Source organism: Cupriavidus sp. 01L46 (genome assembly GCF_056399905.1).
The window spans coordinates 25,558-43,347 of the sequence record NZ_JBFTSF010000012.1; the positions used below are offsets into that span (position 1 = coordinate 25,558).

The 17,790-nt window shown below is 66.7% G+C and carries 14 protein-coding genes; 7 read left to right on the plus strand and 7 right to left on the minus strand.

Annotation, left to right across the window (positions count from 1 at the left end; all coding sequences use genetic code 11):
- Positions 1-283 precede the first annotated feature (283 nt).
- Complete coding sequence (locus AC1DS3_RS03860) at positions 284-1,387, plus strand: porin (protein WP_441640262.1); 1,104 nt, start codon at positions 284-286, stop codon at positions 1,385-1,387.
- Between the two features lie 102 nt (positions 1,388-1,489).
- Here AC1DS3_RS03860 and ychF read toward each other — a convergent pair whose 3' ends face one another.
- Positions 1,490-2,581, minus strand: a complete 1,092-nt coding sequence (gene ychF, locus AC1DS3_RS03865) for a redox-regulated ATPase YchF (RefSeq protein WP_441640263.1) — start codon at positions 2,579-2,581, stop codon at positions 1,490-1,492.
- Between the two features lie 333 nt (positions 2,582-2,914).
- Between ychF and AC1DS3_RS03870 the strand changes: the two genes are divergently transcribed.
- The 5 genes from AC1DS3_RS03870 (at position 2,915) to AC1DS3_RS03890 (ending at position 10,487) form a co-directional block, all read left to right on the plus strand.
- Positions 2,915-4,213 carry a UbiH/UbiF family hydroxylase gene (locus AC1DS3_RS03870; RefSeq protein ID WP_477126721.1) on the plus strand — a complete coding sequence of 433 codons (1,299 nt, stop codon included), beginning with the start codon at positions 2,915-2,917 and terminating at the stop codon, positions 4,211-4,213.
- 71 nt (positions 4,214-4,284) lie between these two features.
- Complete coding sequence (locus AC1DS3_RS03875; RefSeq protein WP_477126722.1) at positions 4,285-5,034, plus strand: DsbC family protein; 750 nt, start codon at positions 4,285-4,287, stop codon at positions 5,032-5,034.
- 89 nt (positions 5,035-5,123) lie between these two features.
- Positions 5,124-6,113 (plus strand): acrylyl-CoA reductase (NADPH), encoded by a 990-nt coding sequence (gene acuI / locus AC1DS3_RS03880; protein WP_477126723.1) that lies wholly within the window; start codon positions 5,124-5,126, stop codon positions 6,111-6,113.
- A 44-nt stretch (positions 6,114-6,157) separates the two neighbouring features.
- Positions 6,158-7,963, plus strand: coding sequence for a M61 family metallopeptidase (locus tag AC1DS3_RS03885; protein ID WP_477126724.1), 1,806 nt, complete (start codon positions 6,158-6,160; stop codon positions 7,961-7,963).
- 34 nt (positions 7,964-7,997) lie between these two features.
- Complete coding sequence (locus tag AC1DS3_RS03890; RefSeq protein WP_477126725.1) at positions 7,998-10,487, plus strand: FUSC family protein; 2,490 nt, start codon at positions 7,998-8,000, stop codon at positions 10,485-10,487.
- A 35-nt stretch (positions 10,488-10,522) separates the two neighbouring features.
- Here the strand turns inward: AC1DS3_RS03890 and AC1DS3_RS03895 are convergent, their stop codons facing one another.
- Together AC1DS3_RS03895 and AC1DS3_RS03900 are read right to left on the minus strand one after the other, a co-directional pair.
- Entirely contained in the window at positions 10,523-11,869 is a 1,347-nt protein-coding gene (locus tag AC1DS3_RS03895; protein WP_441640268.1) for an ABC transporter ATP-binding protein, read from the minus strand.
- Between the two features lie 72 nt (positions 11,870-11,941).
- The gene (locus AC1DS3_RS03900) at positions 11,942-13,696 is read right to left on the minus strand and encodes an ABC transporter permease (RefSeq protein ID WP_477126726.1); all 1,755 of its coding nucleotides are present in this window, start codon (positions 13,694-13,696) and stop codon (positions 11,942-11,944) included.
- A 322-nt stretch (positions 13,697-14,018) separates the two neighbouring features.
- Between AC1DS3_RS03900 and AC1DS3_RS03905 the strand changes: the two genes are divergently transcribed.
- Complete coding sequence (locus AC1DS3_RS03905) at positions 14,019-14,291, plus strand: acylphosphatase (RefSeq protein ID WP_174428369.1); 273 nt, start codon at positions 14,019-14,021, stop codon at positions 14,289-14,291.
- A 38-nt stretch (positions 14,292-14,329) separates the two neighbouring features.
- Here AC1DS3_RS03905 and AC1DS3_RS03910 read toward each other — a convergent pair whose 3' ends face one another.
- From AC1DS3_RS03910 to trpD, 4 genes are read right to left on the minus strand one after another with little or no spacing between them, the layout of a single operon-like run.
- Positions 14,330-15,133 carry a uracil-DNA glycosylase gene (locus AC1DS3_RS03910; protein ID WP_477109590.1) on the minus strand — a complete coding sequence of 268 codons (804 nt, stop codon included), beginning with the start codon at positions 15,131-15,133 and terminating at the stop codon, positions 14,330-14,332.
- Positions 15,134-15,191: 58 nt separating this feature from the next.
- Complete coding sequence (locus tag AC1DS3_RS03915; RefSeq protein WP_441640271.1) at positions 15,192-15,836, minus strand: CYTH domain-containing protein; 645 nt, start codon at positions 15,834-15,836, stop codon at positions 15,192-15,194.
- An 18-nt stretch (positions 15,837-15,854) separates the two neighbouring features.
- Positions 15,855-16,658 (minus strand): indole-3-glycerol phosphate synthase TrpC, encoded by an 804-nt coding sequence (gene trpC, locus AC1DS3_RS03920; RefSeq protein ID WP_441640272.1) that lies wholly within the window; start codon positions 16,656-16,658, stop codon positions 15,855-15,857.
- Between the two features lie 35 nt (positions 16,659-16,693).
- On the minus strand, positions 16,694-17,722 hold the full coding sequence (trpD, locus tag AC1DS3_RS03925) for an anthranilate phosphoribosyltransferase (RefSeq protein WP_441640283.1): 1,029 nt from the start codon (positions 17,720-17,722) through the stop codon (positions 16,694-16,696).
- Between the last annotated feature and the right edge of the window lie 68 nt (positions 17,723-17,790).

The window sequence follows — 17,790 nt, forward strand, 5'->3', positions numbered from 1 at the left end:
ATCCCGCGAGTGCCTAACCCGTTCTATGAATTGGAGGCCGCGGGCGAGGGCCACCCAAAAATCCCAGTGCTCGTTACTCCAAGCGGAGCGATCTTGATTGCTCTGCGTTCGCTCGTTGTTGCCGCATCACAACAAGGCGCTTTCGATGGTTCGCTAGCCCACTGTTCGTGAGTATCGTTAACCGACAGCTGGTACATAGTACAAGATCGACATGGACGGGTCGCGTCGGCAAGCCATCGGGATAGTCCAGCGTTTCCAATCATCAGCTAACAGGGAGAGTGTTATGAAGATGAAATGGATTGCTGCCGTCGCTGCATTGGCCGCTGGCGGCGCGTACGCGCAGTCGAGCGTGACGCTGTACGGGCTCCTCGACGCTGGCATCGAGTATCAAAATAACCAGCCCGGGGGCGGCCACAGCGTGACCCGCCTGACCTCGGGCAACCTGTCCGGCAGCCGTTGGGGCCTGCGTGGCGCGGAAGATCTGGGCGGGGGGCTGAAGGGCGTCTTCGTGCTGGAAAGCGGTTTCAACCTTGACACGGGCACCTCGGCCCAAGGTGGCCGTCTGTTCGGTCGGAACGCTTACGTCGGCCTGCAAAGCCAGTGGGGCAACATGACCCTGGGCCGTCAACAGACCCCGCTCTATGATTTCGGTCTGCAGTTCGACCCAATGGCAATTGCCACGAACTACTCGATCATCGGCCAGGATGCGGGGTTTACCAGCCGTGCCGACAACTCGGTCAAGTACGCCGGCACCTTTGGCGGCCTGACTGCCAGGGCCCTGTATAGCTTCGGCGCAAACACCGGTGGGGGCTCTTTTGGTGAAGTCCCGGGTAGCCCCAAGATTGGCCAGGAGTTCAGCGCTGGCCTGACCTATGCCGTCGGTCCGTTTGCCGCCGGGGCTGTATACGACGAAACCAACCTTGGCCTGGCCTCGACCGGTGCCCTGACTGGCGCCAAGATCCGTCGCGCCACCGTGGCTGGCTCCTACGTCTTCGGCCCGGCCAAGATGTACGCTGGATATCGCTGGGCCATGGCGCTCGACGGCGCCACGCTGCCGGGCAACCTCGGGGCTAACAATGCCTCCAACCTGTACTGGCTGGGCATTGCCTATCAGGTGATACCTGCGCTGTCGCTGACCGGCTCTGCCTACTATCAAGATTTTCGCGGTACCAAGGCTGATCCGTGGAGTTTCGTGGCATCGGTTGACTACACGCTATCCAAGCGTACCGATGCCTACGTGAACCTTGGTTACACCAAGAACAAGGATGGTTCGAACCTGGGCCTGACCTCAGGCGGTACCGGCGCGATCCAAAGCACCGGCTTTGGCACGGTAAATGGGTCGGACAATCAGTTTGGCGCGGTCGTCGGTATCCGTCATAAATTCTGAAGGAAATCCTGCTGACGCCTCAAGAAACAAAAAAGCCCGCTGGGAAGCGGGCTGCAGGGCAATCGTGAAGTCGGCTGGGGCTCGTGAACCCCTGCTTACGGCTTAGACGTTAAACAAGAAATTCATCACGTCGCCATCCTTCACCACATACTCTTTCCCTTCCGCGCGCATCTTGCCGGCTTCCTTCGCGCCTTGCTCACCCTTGAAGGTAATGAAGTCCTCATAGGCGATGGTCTGGGCGCGGATGAAGCCGCGTTCGAAGTCGGTGTGGATCACGCCGGCCGCCTGCGGGGCGGTGTCGCCCACGTGGATGGTCCAGGCGCGGACTTCCTTCACGCCGGCGGTGAAGTAGGTCTGCAGGCCGAGCAGGGTGAAGCCGGCGCGGATCACGCGGTCCAGGCCGGGTTCTTCCATGCCGAGGTCGGCCAGGAACACGGCCTTGTCTTCGTCGTCGAGGTCGGCGATTTCGGCTTCGATGGCGGCGCAGACGGCCACGACCGGCGACTTGGTCTTGGCGGCGTGGGCGCGCACGGCGTCCAGGTGGGGGTTGTTCTCGAAGCCGTCTTCACGCACGTTGGCTACGTACATGGTGGGCTTGGCGGTGATCAGGCACAGCGGCTTGATGGCGGCCCATTCTTCATCGGACAGGTCGAGCGTGCGCACGGCCTTGGCTTCGTTGAGCACGGCCTGGGCTTTTTCCAGCACGGCCACCAGGCGCAGCGCTTCCTTGTCGCCGGCGCGGGCGGGCTTGATGTACCGGGCGTGGGCTTTTTCGACGGTGGAGAGGTCGGCCAGCGCCAGTTCGGTGTTGATCACCTCGATGTCGGACAGCGGGTCGACCCGGCCGGCGACGTGGATCACGTTCTCGTCTTCGAAGCAGCGCACCACGTGGGTGATGGCGTCGGTTTCGCGGATGTTGGCCAGGAACTGGTTGCCCAGGCCTTCACCYTTGGACGCGCCCGCTACCAGGCCGGCGATGTCGACGAATTCGACCACGGCCGGCAGGATGCGCTCGGGCTTGACGATCTCGGCCAGCTTGGCGAGCCTCGTATCCGGCACTTCCACCACGCCCACATTGGGCTCGATGGTGCAGAACGGATAGTTCTCGGCGGCGATGCCGGCCTTGGTCAGGGCGTTGAACAGCGTGGACTTGCCGACGTTGGGCAGGCCGACGATGCCGCATTTGAGGCTCATGGTAAACCTTTAAAAATCAATGGGTTGCGGTTCACCCTGGGTGCGTCCGGCGCACTGGAATGGCGCAGCGATGGGGACGCAGAKGGGAGGGTTCAGCACGAGACAACACAGCCAAAGCGGGGCGTTGCTCACCGGTTTTGTGCTGGGGTGCCATCAGAAAGATGGCTATTGTAACCTCGCCGGACGTTGCGCTGAACCGGCTGGCCGCGCCTGCCGCCTGCTCAATTTGTGCGCATCGAGGGCGTGCGCCCCTTTGCCGCAGGCGCCTGGGCGCCGCTTCATGCGCGCGACGGCGCACCAAAGCCATCGTGCCGGGGTGGCTATAATCCACGCATGACTCGTCCATCTCCCTCCCGTTTCCAGGTTGCCGTGGTTGGCGGCGGCATCGTCGGCAAGGMTTGTGCGTTGCTGCTGGCCCAGCAGGGCATGCAGGTGGCGCTGGTTGCGCCGCGCTCTGCCGCTTCTGCCGCTTCTGCCGCTTCTGCCGCTTCTGCCGCTTCTGCCGCTACGGCGGATCCTGGCCAGTGGGACAGCCGCATCTACGCCTTCTCGGCGAGCTCGCAAGCCTTGCTGGAGCAGTTGCGCGTGTGGGAGGCGCTGGACCCGGCGCGGATGCAGCCGGTGTGCGACATGCGCGTGTTCGGCGATGCGAGTGCGGCGCAGGCCAATGCCTCGGCTGCCGGCGATCTCCATTTCTCGGCCTACGCGGCCACCGTTGCGCAACTGGCGTGGATCATCGAATCCGGCCATGTGGAGCGCGTGCTCGATACCGCGCTGCGCTTCCAGCACCAGGTGCACTGGCTCGACGATACCGCTGCGGCGTTCGCGCGCGACCATGATGGCGTGACGCTGACCCTGGCCGGCGGCGACAAGGTGCGCGCGGCTTGCGTGGTGGGCGCCGACGGCGCGCGCTCGTGGGTGCGCGAGCAATGCCACATTCCGGTCACCAAGCGGCACTATCGCCAGCTTGGCGTCGTGGCGAATTTTGAATGCGAGCTGCCGCACCAGGACACGGCCTGGCAGTGGTTCCTGGGCACGCCGCCCAAGCTGATGGCGGACGAGGAGCCGGTCAACGGCGAGATCCTGGCGTTGCTGCCGTTGCCGGGCCGGCGTGTGTCGATGGTGTGGTCGGCCGACGATGCCCATGCGAGCGAACTGCTGGCGCTGTCGCCCGAGGCGCTGGCCGATACCGTGATGCAGGCCGCCAGCGGCGCCGTGGGGCGCCAGTTTGGCGCGCTGCGTTGCGTGACGCCGGCGCAGGGCTTCCCCTTGGTGCTGCAGCGCGCCGATCAGTTTGTGCAGCCGCATGTGGCGCTGGTGGGCGACGCCGCCCACGTGGTGCACCCATTGGCGGGGCAGGGCATGAACCTGGGTTTGCGCGATGTGGCGGAACTTGGCCGCGTGATGGCCGCCAAAGAGTCTTTCCGCGCAGAAGGTGACTTGCGCTTGCTGCGCCGCTACGAGCGCGCGCGCGCCACCGATTTGTTGTCGCTGACCGCGGCTACCGATGGCCTGCATCGGCTGTTTTCCCTGCCTGGCGGCGTGGCGCGCACGGTGCGCAATGCCGGCATGCGGGTCGTGGGCGGCCAGTCGCTGCTCAAGCGTTTTCTTATCGGCCGCGCGCTTGGCTGAGCGCTCAACCCTTGAACCTTGAATCCCGAGCTCGCTCGCGCGAACCGAATCATCGAATTACTGGAGTCATCATGTTGCATTTCCTGCGCCGCCGTCCCGCCCTGTCCGCCACCATCGTTGGCGGCATTGCGGCTGCCGGCTTCGCGCTGCACGCCATGGCGGCGGGCGAGCCCGGCACCGACCGCATCAAGGAATCGGTGCAAAAGATGCTGGGCGGGCGCGCTGAAGTGAAGAGCGTGGCCAAGACTCCCGTGCCCGGCCTGTTCGAGGTCAACATCGGTGGCCAGGTGGTCTACACCGATGCCACCGGCCGCTACATCATCAACGGCGAGATGGTGGACTCCAAGACCGGCACCAACCTGACCGAGGAGCGGCTGGCCGACATCAACCGCATCAAGTGGTCGGACCTGCCGCTGGCGCGCGCGATCAAGTGGAGCAAGGGCGATGGCAGCCGCCAGGTGGCGGTGTTCTCCGACCCCAACTGCGGTTACTGCAAGCGCATCGAGCAGACGTTCCAGCAGATGGACAACATCACCGTCTACACCTTCCTGTACCCGGTGCTGTCGCCGGATTCGTCAGTAAAAGCCAAGCAGGTCTGGTGCGCGGCCGACCGCACCAAGGCCTGGCGCGACTGGATGATCAGCCACGTGGCGCTGACCGGCAACGGCAGCTGCAAGACGCCGRTGGATGACAACCTGGCGCTCGGCCAGAGCCTGAACATCACCGGCACCCCGGCCGTGTTCTTCATGGACGGCACCCGCATTCCCGGCGCCGCCGATGCCGCCACGCTCGAGCGCAAGCTCGCCAGCCTCAAGAAGTAAGCACGTCGCGCCGGCGGCCTTCCCGGCGCTGCCGTGCCGGAGCCGGCCGGTCGTCTTTGGTTAACAATCAAAAACCGGATGGAGACTCCATGACGTTCCAGGCATTGCTGCTGATCCAGGCCGACGGCGCGACCCAGGCCGCCGTTACCGCGCTCGACGAATCCAGCCTGCCCGCCGAGGGCGACGTGCTGGTGGCCATCGACTACTCCACCATCAATTTCAAGGACGGGCTGGCCATTACCGGCCGCTCGCCGGTGGTGCGCAAGTGGCCGATGGTGGCGGGCATCGACGGTGCCGGCACGGTGCTGGAATCCACCCATGCGCGCTGGAAGGCCGGCGACAAGGTCGTGCTCAATGGCTATGGCGTGGGCGAGACGCATTGGGRCTGCCTGGCGCAGCGCGCCCGCCTCAAGGGCGATTGGCTGGTGGCGCTGCCGCCTGCCTTCACCACGCAGCAGGCCATGGCCATCGGCACTGCCGGTTATACCGCCATGCTGTCAGTGCTGGCGCTGGAGCGCGCTGGCATCAAGCCGGGCGATGGCGAGGTGCTGGTGACCGGCGCCTCTGGCGGCGTGGGCTCGGTGGCCATCGCCATCCTGTCGAAGCTGGGCTATCGCGTGGTGGCCTCCACCGGCAAGACGGCCGAGGCGGATTTCCTCAAGGCGCTGGGCGCGGCCGAGGTGATTGACCGAACGGAACTGGGCAAGCCCAATAAGCCGATGCAGAAGGAGCGCTGGGCCGCGGTGGTGGACTCGGTTGGCTCGCACACACTGGTCAATGCCTGCGYGCAGGTGCGCTACGGCGRCGCGGTCACCGCGTGCGGGCTGGCGCAAGGGCTGGACTTCCCGGCTTCGGTGGCGCCCTTCATCTTGCGTGGCATCACGCTCTACGGCATCGATAGCGTGATGGCCCCGATGGCCTTGCGCGAGCAGGCCTGGCAGCGGCTGTCGCAGGACCTGGAGCCGGATCGCCTGCGCGCGATCACCCGCGAGATCGGCTTGTCGGAGGCGATCRAGGCTGGGCGCAAGATCGTCGACGGTGGCATGCGCGGCCGCGTGGTGGTGAACGTCAACGCCTGAGCCGGCGCGTAGTCCGGAGCGGGCATGGCGCTACAATCACGCTCATGAAGCCGATCCATTACGCCATTGCCCCGCTTCAACCGGAAGCGCACCTGTTCGCCGTCACCGTCACGGTAGACGCCCCCCATCCCGCCGGCCAGCAGTTCTACCTGCCGGCGTGGATTCCCGGCAGCTACATGATCCGTGACTTCGCGCGCAATATCGTGCGCATCCGCGCGCAGGCCGGCGGCAAGCCGGTGGCGCTGACCAAGCTGGACAAGCAGAGCTGRCAGGCGGCCCCGGTGGGCGGGCCGCTTGCGCTCAGCTATGAGGTCTACGCCTGGGACTTGTCGGTGCGCGCCGCGCACCTGGACGCCACGCACGGCTTCTTCAACGGCAGCTCAGTCTTCCTCTGCGCCGAAGGGCAGGAAGACCAGCCCTGCACAGTTGATATCCATGCACCCGCCGGCGAGGCTTATGCCGGGTGGCGGGTCGCCACGGCCATGCGCGAGGCGCCCGGGCGCGGTGGCGCCAAGCGCTACGGCTTCGGCCGGTACCAGGTGGCCGACTATGACGAACTGGTCGATCACCCGGTCGAGATGGGCAACTTCACCATGGGCAGCTTCCGCGCCTGCGGCGCCCAGCACGACGTGGTGTTCACGGGCCGCGTGCCGCAGCTCGACCTGGAGCGCGTCTGCCGCGACCTGAAGCAGATCTGCGAAGCGCAGATCCGGCTGTTCGAGCCCGAGACCGAGGCCGCGCCGTTCCTCGACAGCAACCGCCGCTACGTGTTCATGACCATGGTCACGACGGATGGCTACGGCGGCCTGGAGCATCGCGCCAGCACCGCGCTGATGTGCGCGCGCGCTGACCTGCCGGCGCGCGGCAAGCCAGAAGCCACCGAAGGCTACCGCACCTTCCTCGGCTTGTGCAGCCACGAGTATTTCCATACCTGGAACGTCAAGCGCATCAAGCCCGCGGCGTTCGTGCCCTACCGGCTGCGCGAGGAAACCTACACGCCCCTGCTGTGGCTGTTCGAGGGTTTCACCAGCTATTACGATGACCTGATGCTGGTGCGCAGCGGCCGCATCACCGAGAAGCAGTATGTGGAGCTGCTGGCCAAGACCTGGAACGGCGTGCTGCGCGGCAACGGCCGCACCAAGCAGAGCGTGGCCGATAGCTCGTTCGATGCCTGGACCAAGTACTACCGCCAGGACGAAAACGCGCCCAACGCCATCGTCAGCTACTACACCAAGGGCTCGCTCGTTGCCCTGGCGCTGGATCTCACCATCCGCACCAAGACCCGCAACCGCCGCTCGCTCGACGACATCATGCGCGCGCTGTGGCAGCGCTACGGCAGCGGCTTCTACGCGCCAGGCGCGCAGCAGCGCGGCGTGACCGAGGCCGAGGTGCACGCCTTGTTCGATGAGGTCAGCGGCTTGCGCCTGGGTGCGCTGCTGCGCTCGCTCACCGAAGGCACCGGCGAGCTGCAACTCGCCGCGCTCCTCAAGCCCTTCGGCATCAAGGCGGTGCCGACCAAGCCAGAGCGCAACGCCGCGCTTGGCATCAAGACCAAGACCGAGGATGGCTGGGTGCGCGTGACCCAGGTGCTTGACGGCGGCGCGGCCCAGGCGGCCGGGATCTCGGCGGGCGACCTGCTGGCCGCGGTGGACGGCCTGCGTGTAGCCCCTGGCCAGCTCGACAAGCTGCTGGCGCGCTACCGCGACGGCGATAGCGCCGAGTGCCATGTGTTCCGCCGCGATGAGCTGCATGTCCTGCCGCTGACCTTCGCGCGCGAGCCGGCGGCGCAGTACACCGTGACGGCCGAAGGCGGCCGCCAGGCCATGCGTGCGCGCTGGCTGGGCCTGTAGGCCGATTAGCCCCAACGCCGCCGATCGCCACCACATGCAATACGCGCACGACGCCCGCACCTTCGTTTATTCRCATTACGTGTATCGCGGGCTGCGCTCCGCGACCGGGGTGATCGGCGCCACGCTGATCGCCTTGCAGTTCGCGGACCTGCCCACCGCCATGGTGGTGTCGATGGGCGCGCTGTGCACCAGCCTGATGGATCTGCCCAGCCCGTTCAACCACAAGTTCAACGAGATGCTGGCCAGCGTGCTGCTGTGCACGGCGGTGACCTTGCTGGTGGCCATGGCCACGCCGTTCCCGCGCGTGATGCCGCTGGTGCTGGTGCTGGTGACCTTCATGGCTGGCATGATGACGGTGTATGGCAACAAGACCTTGCCATTGCAGTTCTCGGCCTTGTTCGTCATGACGCTCACCATCAACGAGGACTTCGTGGTGCGGCGCGCGCTCGAGCATTCCTTGCTGTTCGGCATCGGCGCGGTGGCCTATATGGCGTACGCGATGGCGGTGAGCTGGGCCACGCAGCGGCGTACCAAGCAGCAGGTGCTGGCCGAGTCGCTGTACGAGATGGCCGGGTACCTCGAGATCAAGGCAGGCTTCTACGATGCCGGCAACGACTACGAGGCGCTGTTCAACCAGCTGGTGCGCCAGCAGATCGTGGTGGCGGAGCGCCAGCAGGCCGCGCGCGACCTGGTGCTGCGCGGCAACCGCACTACGCATGACGGGCTGCTGGTGCAGGTCCACATGCGCATGCTGGACCTGTACGAGTACATTCTCTCCACCAATACCGATTACCCGCTGCTGCGCCAGACCTTTGGCAGCACGCCGGTACTCGATCACTTGCGCCGCCTGGTGCAGTTGATGTGCAAGGACGTGGAGGGGATCGCCTACGACATCACCCGCGGCCGGCCTTCCTACGCTTCCGTGGATTACCGGGACGAGCTGCGCGCCGTCGCGCACGAGATCGCGCAATTGCGGTACCACCACATCAACCCGGCGGCGATGACGGCGGCGGTGGAAACGCTCGACATGATCAAGGGCGCCATCGTGCTGGTGGAGCAGCTGCACGAAGCATCGCGCACGCCGGTGGAGCCCAGCAAGGTGCTGCCCGGGCCGGACATGACGCCGTTCCTGACGCGCCAGCGCTACGAGCTCAAGGTGCTGCGCGACAACCTGAACTGGAAATCGCCGGCGTTCCGCTTCGCGCTGCGCATCACCATGGCGGTGGGCGCGGGGCTGTGGATTGCCGAGCACCTGCCGTATGTGTCGCACAGCTACTGGATCCTGCTGACCATCATCGTCATCCTGAAGCCCAATTTCAGCATGACCAAGCAGCGCTACAACGACCGCCTGATCGGCACGCTGATCGGCTGCGTGATCGCGGTGGGCGTGCTCAAGGTCGTGCACCAGCCGCTGATCCTGCTGGGCGTGCTGTTCCTGGCGCTGGTGGCCAGCACGGCGTTCTCCACGATCAAGTACCGCTACACGGCTGTTGCCGCCTGCGTGCAGGTGCTGATCCAGATCAACCTGCTGGTGCCGGGCAGTTCCACGGTAGCGGGCGAGCGGCTGATCGATACCGTGATCGGCGGCGTGATCGCCACGGTGTTCAGCTTTGTGCTGCCCAGCTGGGAATACCGCGCGCTGCCCGCGCTGGTRGAAAACGTGCTGCAGGCCAACCGCCGCTACATTGCCGCCACGCGCGACCTGCTGCTGCGCGTGGCCAAGGACGATTTTGCCTACCGGGTGCAGCGCAAGCAGTTCATGGACAGCCTGTCCGCGCTGATCGGGTCGTTCCAGCGCATGCTCGACGAGCCTAAGAGCCGGCATCGCGCGGTGGACAACCTGAACCGCTTCATCGTGCAGAACTACCTGGTGGCGGCGCACGTGGCCGCGGCGCGCATCCAGGTGCGCGAGCACTACGGCGAGCTGGACTTGCCGGCCGCCGAAGCCGCCATCCGCCAGGCCACCGATGCCGCAGCCAACAGCCTGCAGCTGGCCAGCGAACGGCTGGCCGAGGACGATCGTGCCGGTGGGCGGGGCGCGGGTTTCATCCGCGCGGTGAAGGACCCGGCGAAGGCGAAGGCGCCGGTGAAAGCCACGGAGACAGCAGGGCTGGTGCACGCTAGCGTTGGTGCCAACGTGGCGGCCGCGGTTGGTGTTGCCGATGACGGTGCCGATGGTGCCGATGTTGTGGCGGTGTCCGATACCCAGGCCGTGCGCGCCGCCGATGCTGCCATCGGCACGGAAGCGCTCGCCGCGCCTCCCGCGGCCGAAGACGCCAGCGAGCGTCGCGCCCGCCTGGCCGATTCCGCCGACCGCCGCCGCGCCGATGTGCTGGTACAGGCCGCGGCCTCGGGCGAGCTGACCCGGGCTGCCGGCGAGGCCGGCGGCACCGCCAGCACGGCGAGCTCCACCGGGCGCACCGCCAATGCCATCCTGGAGCGCCGCCTGCGCGCGCTGCGCGAGGACACCGCCAAGATCGCCCTGCGTACCGGCGCGATCGGCCGGGCCATGCGCGAGCGCTAGGAACCTGAAGAACCAGAATCCCAGGCTGCGCCCAGTCAGGCCTGCGTGCCCGCGCCCGGCGCCGGCTGCTCCTCGCGGGGCAGCGTCAGCATGCCGCTGTTGTAGCTGTATTCGTACACCTCGCCATAGCGGCCCCATTCGATTGCCAGGGTCAGCACGCGCTCGGCTTCGTCTGGCTTGAGGAAGGCTTCGAGCTCGCGCAGCACGTGTTCCTCGCGGATCTCGCCGTCCTCGGACTGCTCCAGCTCGCGGCGGATTTGCGCGGCCAGTGCCACGTGTTGCAGCAATTGCTTGCCGAACAGCACCTTGCGCTCGGGTGGCTCCGTCTCGTAGTACGCGCGGCCCAGGCCGGTGGCGCTGATGTCGCCGCGCTCGATGGTGGCCAGTTGCAGCAGGTGCAGCGCTTCGCAGGCCGGGAGCAGGTCATCGTCGGTGAGCCCGGCTTCCTCGGCCAGGTGCGGCAGGTCGGCCCTGCCGAAAAAGGGTGCTTCGCACAGCAGGTCGAGAATAGCCTCCATCTGGCTGATGTCGGCATCCGGCAGGCGGTAGCCGATATCGCGCGCGGCCGCCAGCGCGGTGACGCGCGGGCCCATCGCGGCGGGCGACGTCATCAGTGTGTAGACCTCGTCGATCAGCCCGCGTACCTGGGCAGAGTCGCGGTTGCGCGGGCGCGGGAACGGGATCTTCACCTCGGCGCGGATACGGCCCGGATCGCTCGACAGGATCACGATGCGGTCGGCCATCATCACCGCCTCTTCGATATTGTGCGAGACGATCAGGATGCACTTGATGTTGGTGCGGCCGTCTTCCCACAGGTCGAGCATTTCGTCGCGCAGGGTCTCGCCGGTCAGCACGTCGAGCGCGGAGAAGGCCTCGTCCATCAGCAGCAGGTCGGGCTCGGTMACCAGCGCACGGGCAATGCCCACGCGCTGGCGCATGCCGCCGGAGAGCTCGCGCGGCAGCGCGCTGTTGAAGCCCGACAGCCCGATCATGTCGATCGCCGCCTCGGCCCGGCGCGCGCGCTCTTCCTTGTGCACGCCCTGGGCTTCCAGCCCCAGCTCCACGTTTTGCTGCACGGTGAGCCAGGGAAACAGCGCGAACGACTGGAACACCATGGCGATGCCTTCGGCGGTGCCGCGCAGCGGCTCGCCGCGAAAGCACACCTCGCCGCGATCGGCGCCGACCAGACCGGCCATGATGCGCAGCAGGGTGGACTTGCCAGAGCCGGACTTGCCCAGCATGGCGACGATCTCGCCGCGCTTGAGGGTCAGGTCCACGCCTTCGAGCACGGCACGGTCGGAGCGGTCCGCGGTGCGGAAGATTTTTGAGACGCCGCGCAGTTCGACTACGGATTCGGCTGCGTCTGCGGTGGGGCTTGCCATGATGGAATTCCGTTCAGATTCAGGGCTTCAAATGGGCGGCGTATTGGCAGTGTATTGGCTGCGTATGGCGGTTCAAAGGCGCGTGCGTTCCTGCGCCAGCAGGTAGAGGCGGTTCCACAGCAAGCGGTTGAAGCCCACCACAAACACCGCCATCACGCCGATGCCTAGCGCGATGCGGGGGAAGTCGCCCTTGGAGGTCATCTCCGCGATATAGCTGCCAAGACCCGTGGCGACCAGCGTGCGGTCGCCCCAGGTGACGTACTCGGACACGATACTCGCATTCCAAGAGCCGCCGGCCGCGGTCACCAGGCCGGTCAGCAGGCTGGGAAACACGGCGGGGATCAGGAAGCGTTTCCACAACAGCCAGCCGCGCAGGCCAAAGTTGCGCGCGGCCAGCTTGAGTTCGGTGGGGATGCCGGAAGCACCGGCGATCACGTTGAACAGGATGTACCACTGCGTGCCGAAAATCATCAGCGGGCTGAGCCAGACCTCCGGGTTCAGCCCGAAGCGCACGATCAGCATCACCACCAGCGGGAACATCAGGTTGGCCGGGAAGGCGGCCAGGAACTGCGCCACCGGCTGGGCGACGCGCGCTACCTTGGGGTTCAGGCCGATGCGGATGCCAATCGGTACCCAGATCACCGCGGCTAGCGCGATCAGCACGATCACCCGCACCATGGTCAGCGTACCCAGCCACAGCACATGGCCCACTTCAGCCCAGCCCACCTCGGTGCGCACGAAGTGCATCACGCGATACAGCGCCATCACGGCAATCAGGATGATGATGACGTTGCTGGCGCGCTCGATCCATATTGTGCGCCGGCCATCGTTGGCCTTCGGCGCCACCGCCTTGCGCCCGGATCCCCAGGCCAGCGTGCGCTCGGCCAGCGCCGCCGTGCGGCCCAGCAGCACGCGTACCCATTCCGAGCGGCGCAGCAGGTTGAGCAGCCACGATTGCGGCTCGGTCTCCTGCGCCATGATCTCGAAGCGGAAGCGGTCGGCCMAGGCAATCAACGGCCGGAACAGGAACTGGTCATAGAGGATGATGCCGATCAGCATGGCCAGGATGGCCCAGCCGATCGCCGCCAGGTTCTGCTGCTGGATCGCCAGCGAGATGTAGGAGCCGATACCCGGCAGCCGGATGTCGTTGCCCGATACCGAGATGGCTTCCGACGCCACCACGAAGAACCAGCCGCCGGACATCGACATCATCATGTTCCACAGCAGGCCCGGCATGGCGAAAGGTACTTCGAGGCGCCAGAACTTCTGCCACGGCGAGAGCCGGAACATGGCTGCCGCTTCCACCAGGTCGGTCGGGATGGTGCGGATCGACTGGTACAGGCTGAACGCCATGTTCCAGGCTTGCGAGGTGAAGATGGCGAAGATGGCGGCGCATTCCACCCCGACCAGGCTCCCGGGGAACAGCGCGATAAAGCCGGTCACGGTGATCGACAAGAAGCCCAGCACCGGGATCGACTGCAGGATGTCCAGCGCCGGTACCATCACTTTCTCGGCGGTGCGGTTCTTGGAGGCGAGCGCCGCGAAGGCGAAGGAGAACAGCAGCGAGGCGCCCAGCGCAATCATCATGCGGATGCTGGTGCGCATGAGGTAGTAGGGCAGGTAGGCGATGTCCAGGTGCACGTCCAGCGGTTCGCCGGGCTGGTAGGGCACATTCATCTGGCGGGCGGCAAAGGCCACCAGCACGATCACCGCCAGGATGATGGGCAGCAGCGCCAGGTCGAAGCGGTTCGGCGGCGCGGTCAGCAACTGGCTGGCGTAGCCACGGGAAGTGACCGAGCTGGCCTGGTCGTGTTCGGCTTGCTGCATTATCTTGGCAGTGGAAACGTTGGCTGCGGTTGCCGTATGGGCCGGGTGGGGCCGGGCGGTCCGGGGGCCGGGATGGATCGGATCGGTGGTGCCAGCCAGGGCGTGGGCGCCTTGCGCTGCGCTGGCTCAGGTTAGGAACAGGGCTTTCGGGTTGTCGGGTTGTCGACAGGGCGCACCTTGCGCGTCGTTGTGCCGCGGACGTTACCAGTATTGGCCTGCCCTTACTGGTAACGCTTTGCATGGCGGTCTAGTTTACCTGTTATGCGTGTCGTAACCGTTTCAACGGATGTTTCAGCGCTCGCGCGCGGCAAGGGGAAGCCAGATGGAAACATGGCACATCGTGGTCAAGGGGAGGGTGCAGGGCGTGGGCTACCGCGTGGCCTGCGCGGGGCAGGCCGGGGCGCTCGGCATCAACGGCTGGGTGCGCAACCGGCACGACGGCTCGGTCGAGGTCATGGCCTATGGGCCGCCGGATCGGCTGGAGGCCCTTTGCAACTGGATGCGGCGTGGGCCGCCGGACGCGCAGGTCAACGCGCTAGTGGCGTTGCCCGGCGCGGGTGAGTTCGAGGATTTCGACTGCCTGCCGACCGCTTGAGGCGTGCCCGGCAAGGGGGCGGCTGGCTGCGCGGCGGCTCAGGTGGCGCGCCAGTCCACCGGCGCGGCGCCGTGCTGTTGCAGCCAATCGTTGGCCAGCCGGAAGTGTCCGCAGCCCAGGAAACCCCGGTGTGCCGACAGCGGTGACGGATGCGGCGCTTCCAGCACGCAGTGCGTGCCGGCCAGCAAGGGCTTCTTGGCCTGTGCATGGCTGCCCCACAGCAGGAAGACCAGGTGCGGGCGCGCGGCCGACAAGGCCTGGATCAGGCAATCGGTCACGGCTTCCCAGCCGCGCTTGGCGTGGCTGGCGGCCTGGCCTTGCTCCACCGTCAGCACGGTGTTGAGCAGCAGCACGCCCTGGCGCGCCCAGCCTTCGAGATTGCCGGAGGCCGGTGCAGCGCCGCCTTCATACTCCGCGGCGATTTCCTTGAAGATGTTGCGCAGGCTGGGCGGCACGCGCACGCCGTCCGGCACCGAGAAGGCCAGGCCATGCGCCTGCGGAACCTCGCTGCCGTTGACCACGCCGGTGCCGTGATACGGGTCCTGGCCAAGGATGACCACCTTGACGGTCTCGGGCGGCGTCAGGTGCAAGGCGTGGAACACGTCATGCGGAAAGACCGGCTTGCCGCTCGCGCGCTCGCCGTCGACGAAGGCGGCCAGTTCCTGCCAGCCGGCGGTGTTCATGCAGGGGGCCAGCAACGCGCGCCAGGCCGCAGGTAGCGCGGCGGCTTGCTCCGACAGGCTGGCGGCGGCCGGGGCAGGCACGGCGGCGTTCTCGGTTTCGGCCGCGGCAACGGCCGGGGCTGCGAACAGGTCGGCCTGTGCGCTGTTGTGCTTGGTCATGCTGGAGGAGTACCTGTTTTTTTTGGGGGGAGGGGCGAGAGGGCGCGGGCGCGCCAGCTCAGGCGTGGCCGGCACCGGCGGCGAGCCGATAGCCGCGCGCGGCCTTGCTCTGGTCGGACGGCTTGAGGGGCGCAACGTGCTGCAGGCGCAGTGCCAGCGCGCGCAGCGCGGCTTCGGCCTGTGCTTGGGTGGGCGCCGCCTGTCTGGTGTCGCCGGGCAGCCACTCAAGCTCCAGTTCCTGGATCGTCTCTTGCGCGGCGCTGGCGGGCGCTGAAATGGTGCCGACGTCGAGCGCGGCCTCGATGCTTACGCCATCCTGCTCGATCAGCCAGGTGCGCCGCGCGAAATCGGTGCGGAATACCGGTGCCAGGGTGGCGGCCAGTGGCGCCAGCAGGGCGCGCGCCTCGGGCGGGAAGGCGTCCAGCTCGATGGCTTCGGCCGCCACCCTGGTTTCCCACTCGTGGCGGGCGGCCAGCCCGGCTTCGCTCTTGCCCGCGGTCTTCAGCGTCTGCAGCCATTGCTCGCCGCGGCGGCGCAGCCGCAGGGCGGCGCGTGCGCTGGCGAGGTCGCGCGCGGGCGTGTCAAGGTAGACGTTGAGCAGCGTGTGCTCGCCGCGCGCCTGTCCTTGTCCATCCAGCCAGGCCGCCAGCGCCGGCATGGCACCGTCCGGCACCGCCAGCTTGAGTTCGATTTCCTGGGCCATTGTGTTTTATGTTTCCGTTCAGGCGAACAAGCGGGCCAGCTCGACACCCGGGTCGGGCGCGCGCATGAAGGCCTCGCCCACCAGGAAGGCGTGCACGTTGGCGTCACGCATGCGGTGCACGTCGTCCGGGCCGATGATGCCGGATTCGGTCACCACCAGGCGGTCGTCGGGGATGCGCGCAAGCAGGTCCAGCGTGTTATCGAGCGATACCTCGAAGGTCCGCAGGTTGCGGTTGTTCACGCCCAGCAGCGGCGTCTTCAGGCGCAGCGCGGCGTCGAGCTCTTCGCCGCCGTGCACTTCCACGAGCACGTCCATGCTGAGCTCATGCGCGCAGGCTTCCAGTTCGGCCATCAGGCCCGGGTCCAGCGCGGACACGATCAGAAGGATGGCGTCGGCGCCCCAGCAGCGCGCTTCATAGACCTGGTACAGGTCGATCATGAAGTCCTTGCGCAAGGCCGGCAACGGGCAGGCGCCGCGGGCGCGTTTGAGGAAGTCGGCGTGGCCCTGGAAGAAGTTCACGTCCGTCAGGACGGAAAGGCAGGCCGCGCCATGCGTGGCGTAGCTCTCGGCGATGGCCTCCGGCACGAAGTTCGCGCGCAGCACACCCTTGGAGGGCGAGGCCTTCTTCACCTCGGCKATCACCCCGGCGTTGCCGGCGGCGATTTTCTCGCGCAACGCGCGTTCGAAGCCGCGCGGCGCCAGGCCCGGCTCGGCGCGCAGGCTCTCGGCCTCGGCGCGCAGGCTGGGCAGGCCGCGCTTCTTGCGCGCCGCGTTCACTTCGTCGGCCTTCACGGCCAGGATTTTCTGCAGGATATCGGACATGCGGTAATTCTCTCGCGGGGCTGGATGGCTCGGGCTTACTTGAACTGCTGCGTGGCGCGCACGAACTGGTCGAGCTTCTCGCGCGCCGCGCCGCTGGCGATGGCCTCGCGCGCGCGCTGGATGCCGTCCTCGATCGAGCTGGCCACATTGGCCGCATACAGCGCCGTGCCGGCGTTGAGCGTGACGATCTCGCGCGGGGTGCCGGGCACATCGGTGAGCGCTTCCAGCAGCATTTCCTTCGACTCGGCGGCATCGGCCACCTTCAGGCCGCGGTTGGAGATCATCTGCAGGCCGAAATCCTCGGGGTGGACTTCGTACTCGCGCACTTCGCCGTCCTTGAGTTCGCCCACCAGCGTGGCGGCGCCCAGCGAGACCTCATCCATGCCGTCCTTGCCGTAGACCACCAGCGCATGGCGCGCGCCCAGGCGCTGCATCACGCGTACCTGGATGCCGACCAGGTCGGGGTGGAACACGCCCATCAGGATATTGGGCGCGTCGGCCGGGTTGGTCAGCGGGCCCAGGATATTGAAGATGGTGCGCACGCCCATTTCCTTGCGGATCGGGGCGACATTCTTCATGGCCGGGTGATGGGTAGGGGCGAACATGAAGCCGATGCCGGTCTGCTCGATGCAGTGCCCGACCTGCTCCGGCGTCAGCATGATGTTCACGCCCAGCGCCTCCAGCACATCGGCGCTGCCCGACTTGGAGCTCACGCCACGGTTGCCGTGCTTGGCAATGCGCGCGCCGGCGGCGGACGCCACGAACATCGACGCGGTGGAAATATTGAACGTATGCGAGCCGTCGCCGCCGGTGCCGACGATGTCGACGAAGTTCTCGCGGTCCTTGACTGGCACCTTGTTGGCGAACTCGCGCATCACCTGCGCCGCCGCCGAGATCTCGCCGATGGTCTCCTTCTTGACCCGCAGGCCGGTCAGGATGGCCGCGGCCATCACCGGCGACATCTGGCCCTGCATGATCTGCCGCATCAGGTGCAGCATCTCGTCATGGAAGATCTCGCGGTGTTCGATGCAGCGGGTGAGGGCTTCCTGGGGCGTGATGGACATGGCGGTCTCGGTCTTTGCGTTGGTGTGGGCCGCGCCGGGGACGGGCGCGCTTGGCGTATCGAGCAGTC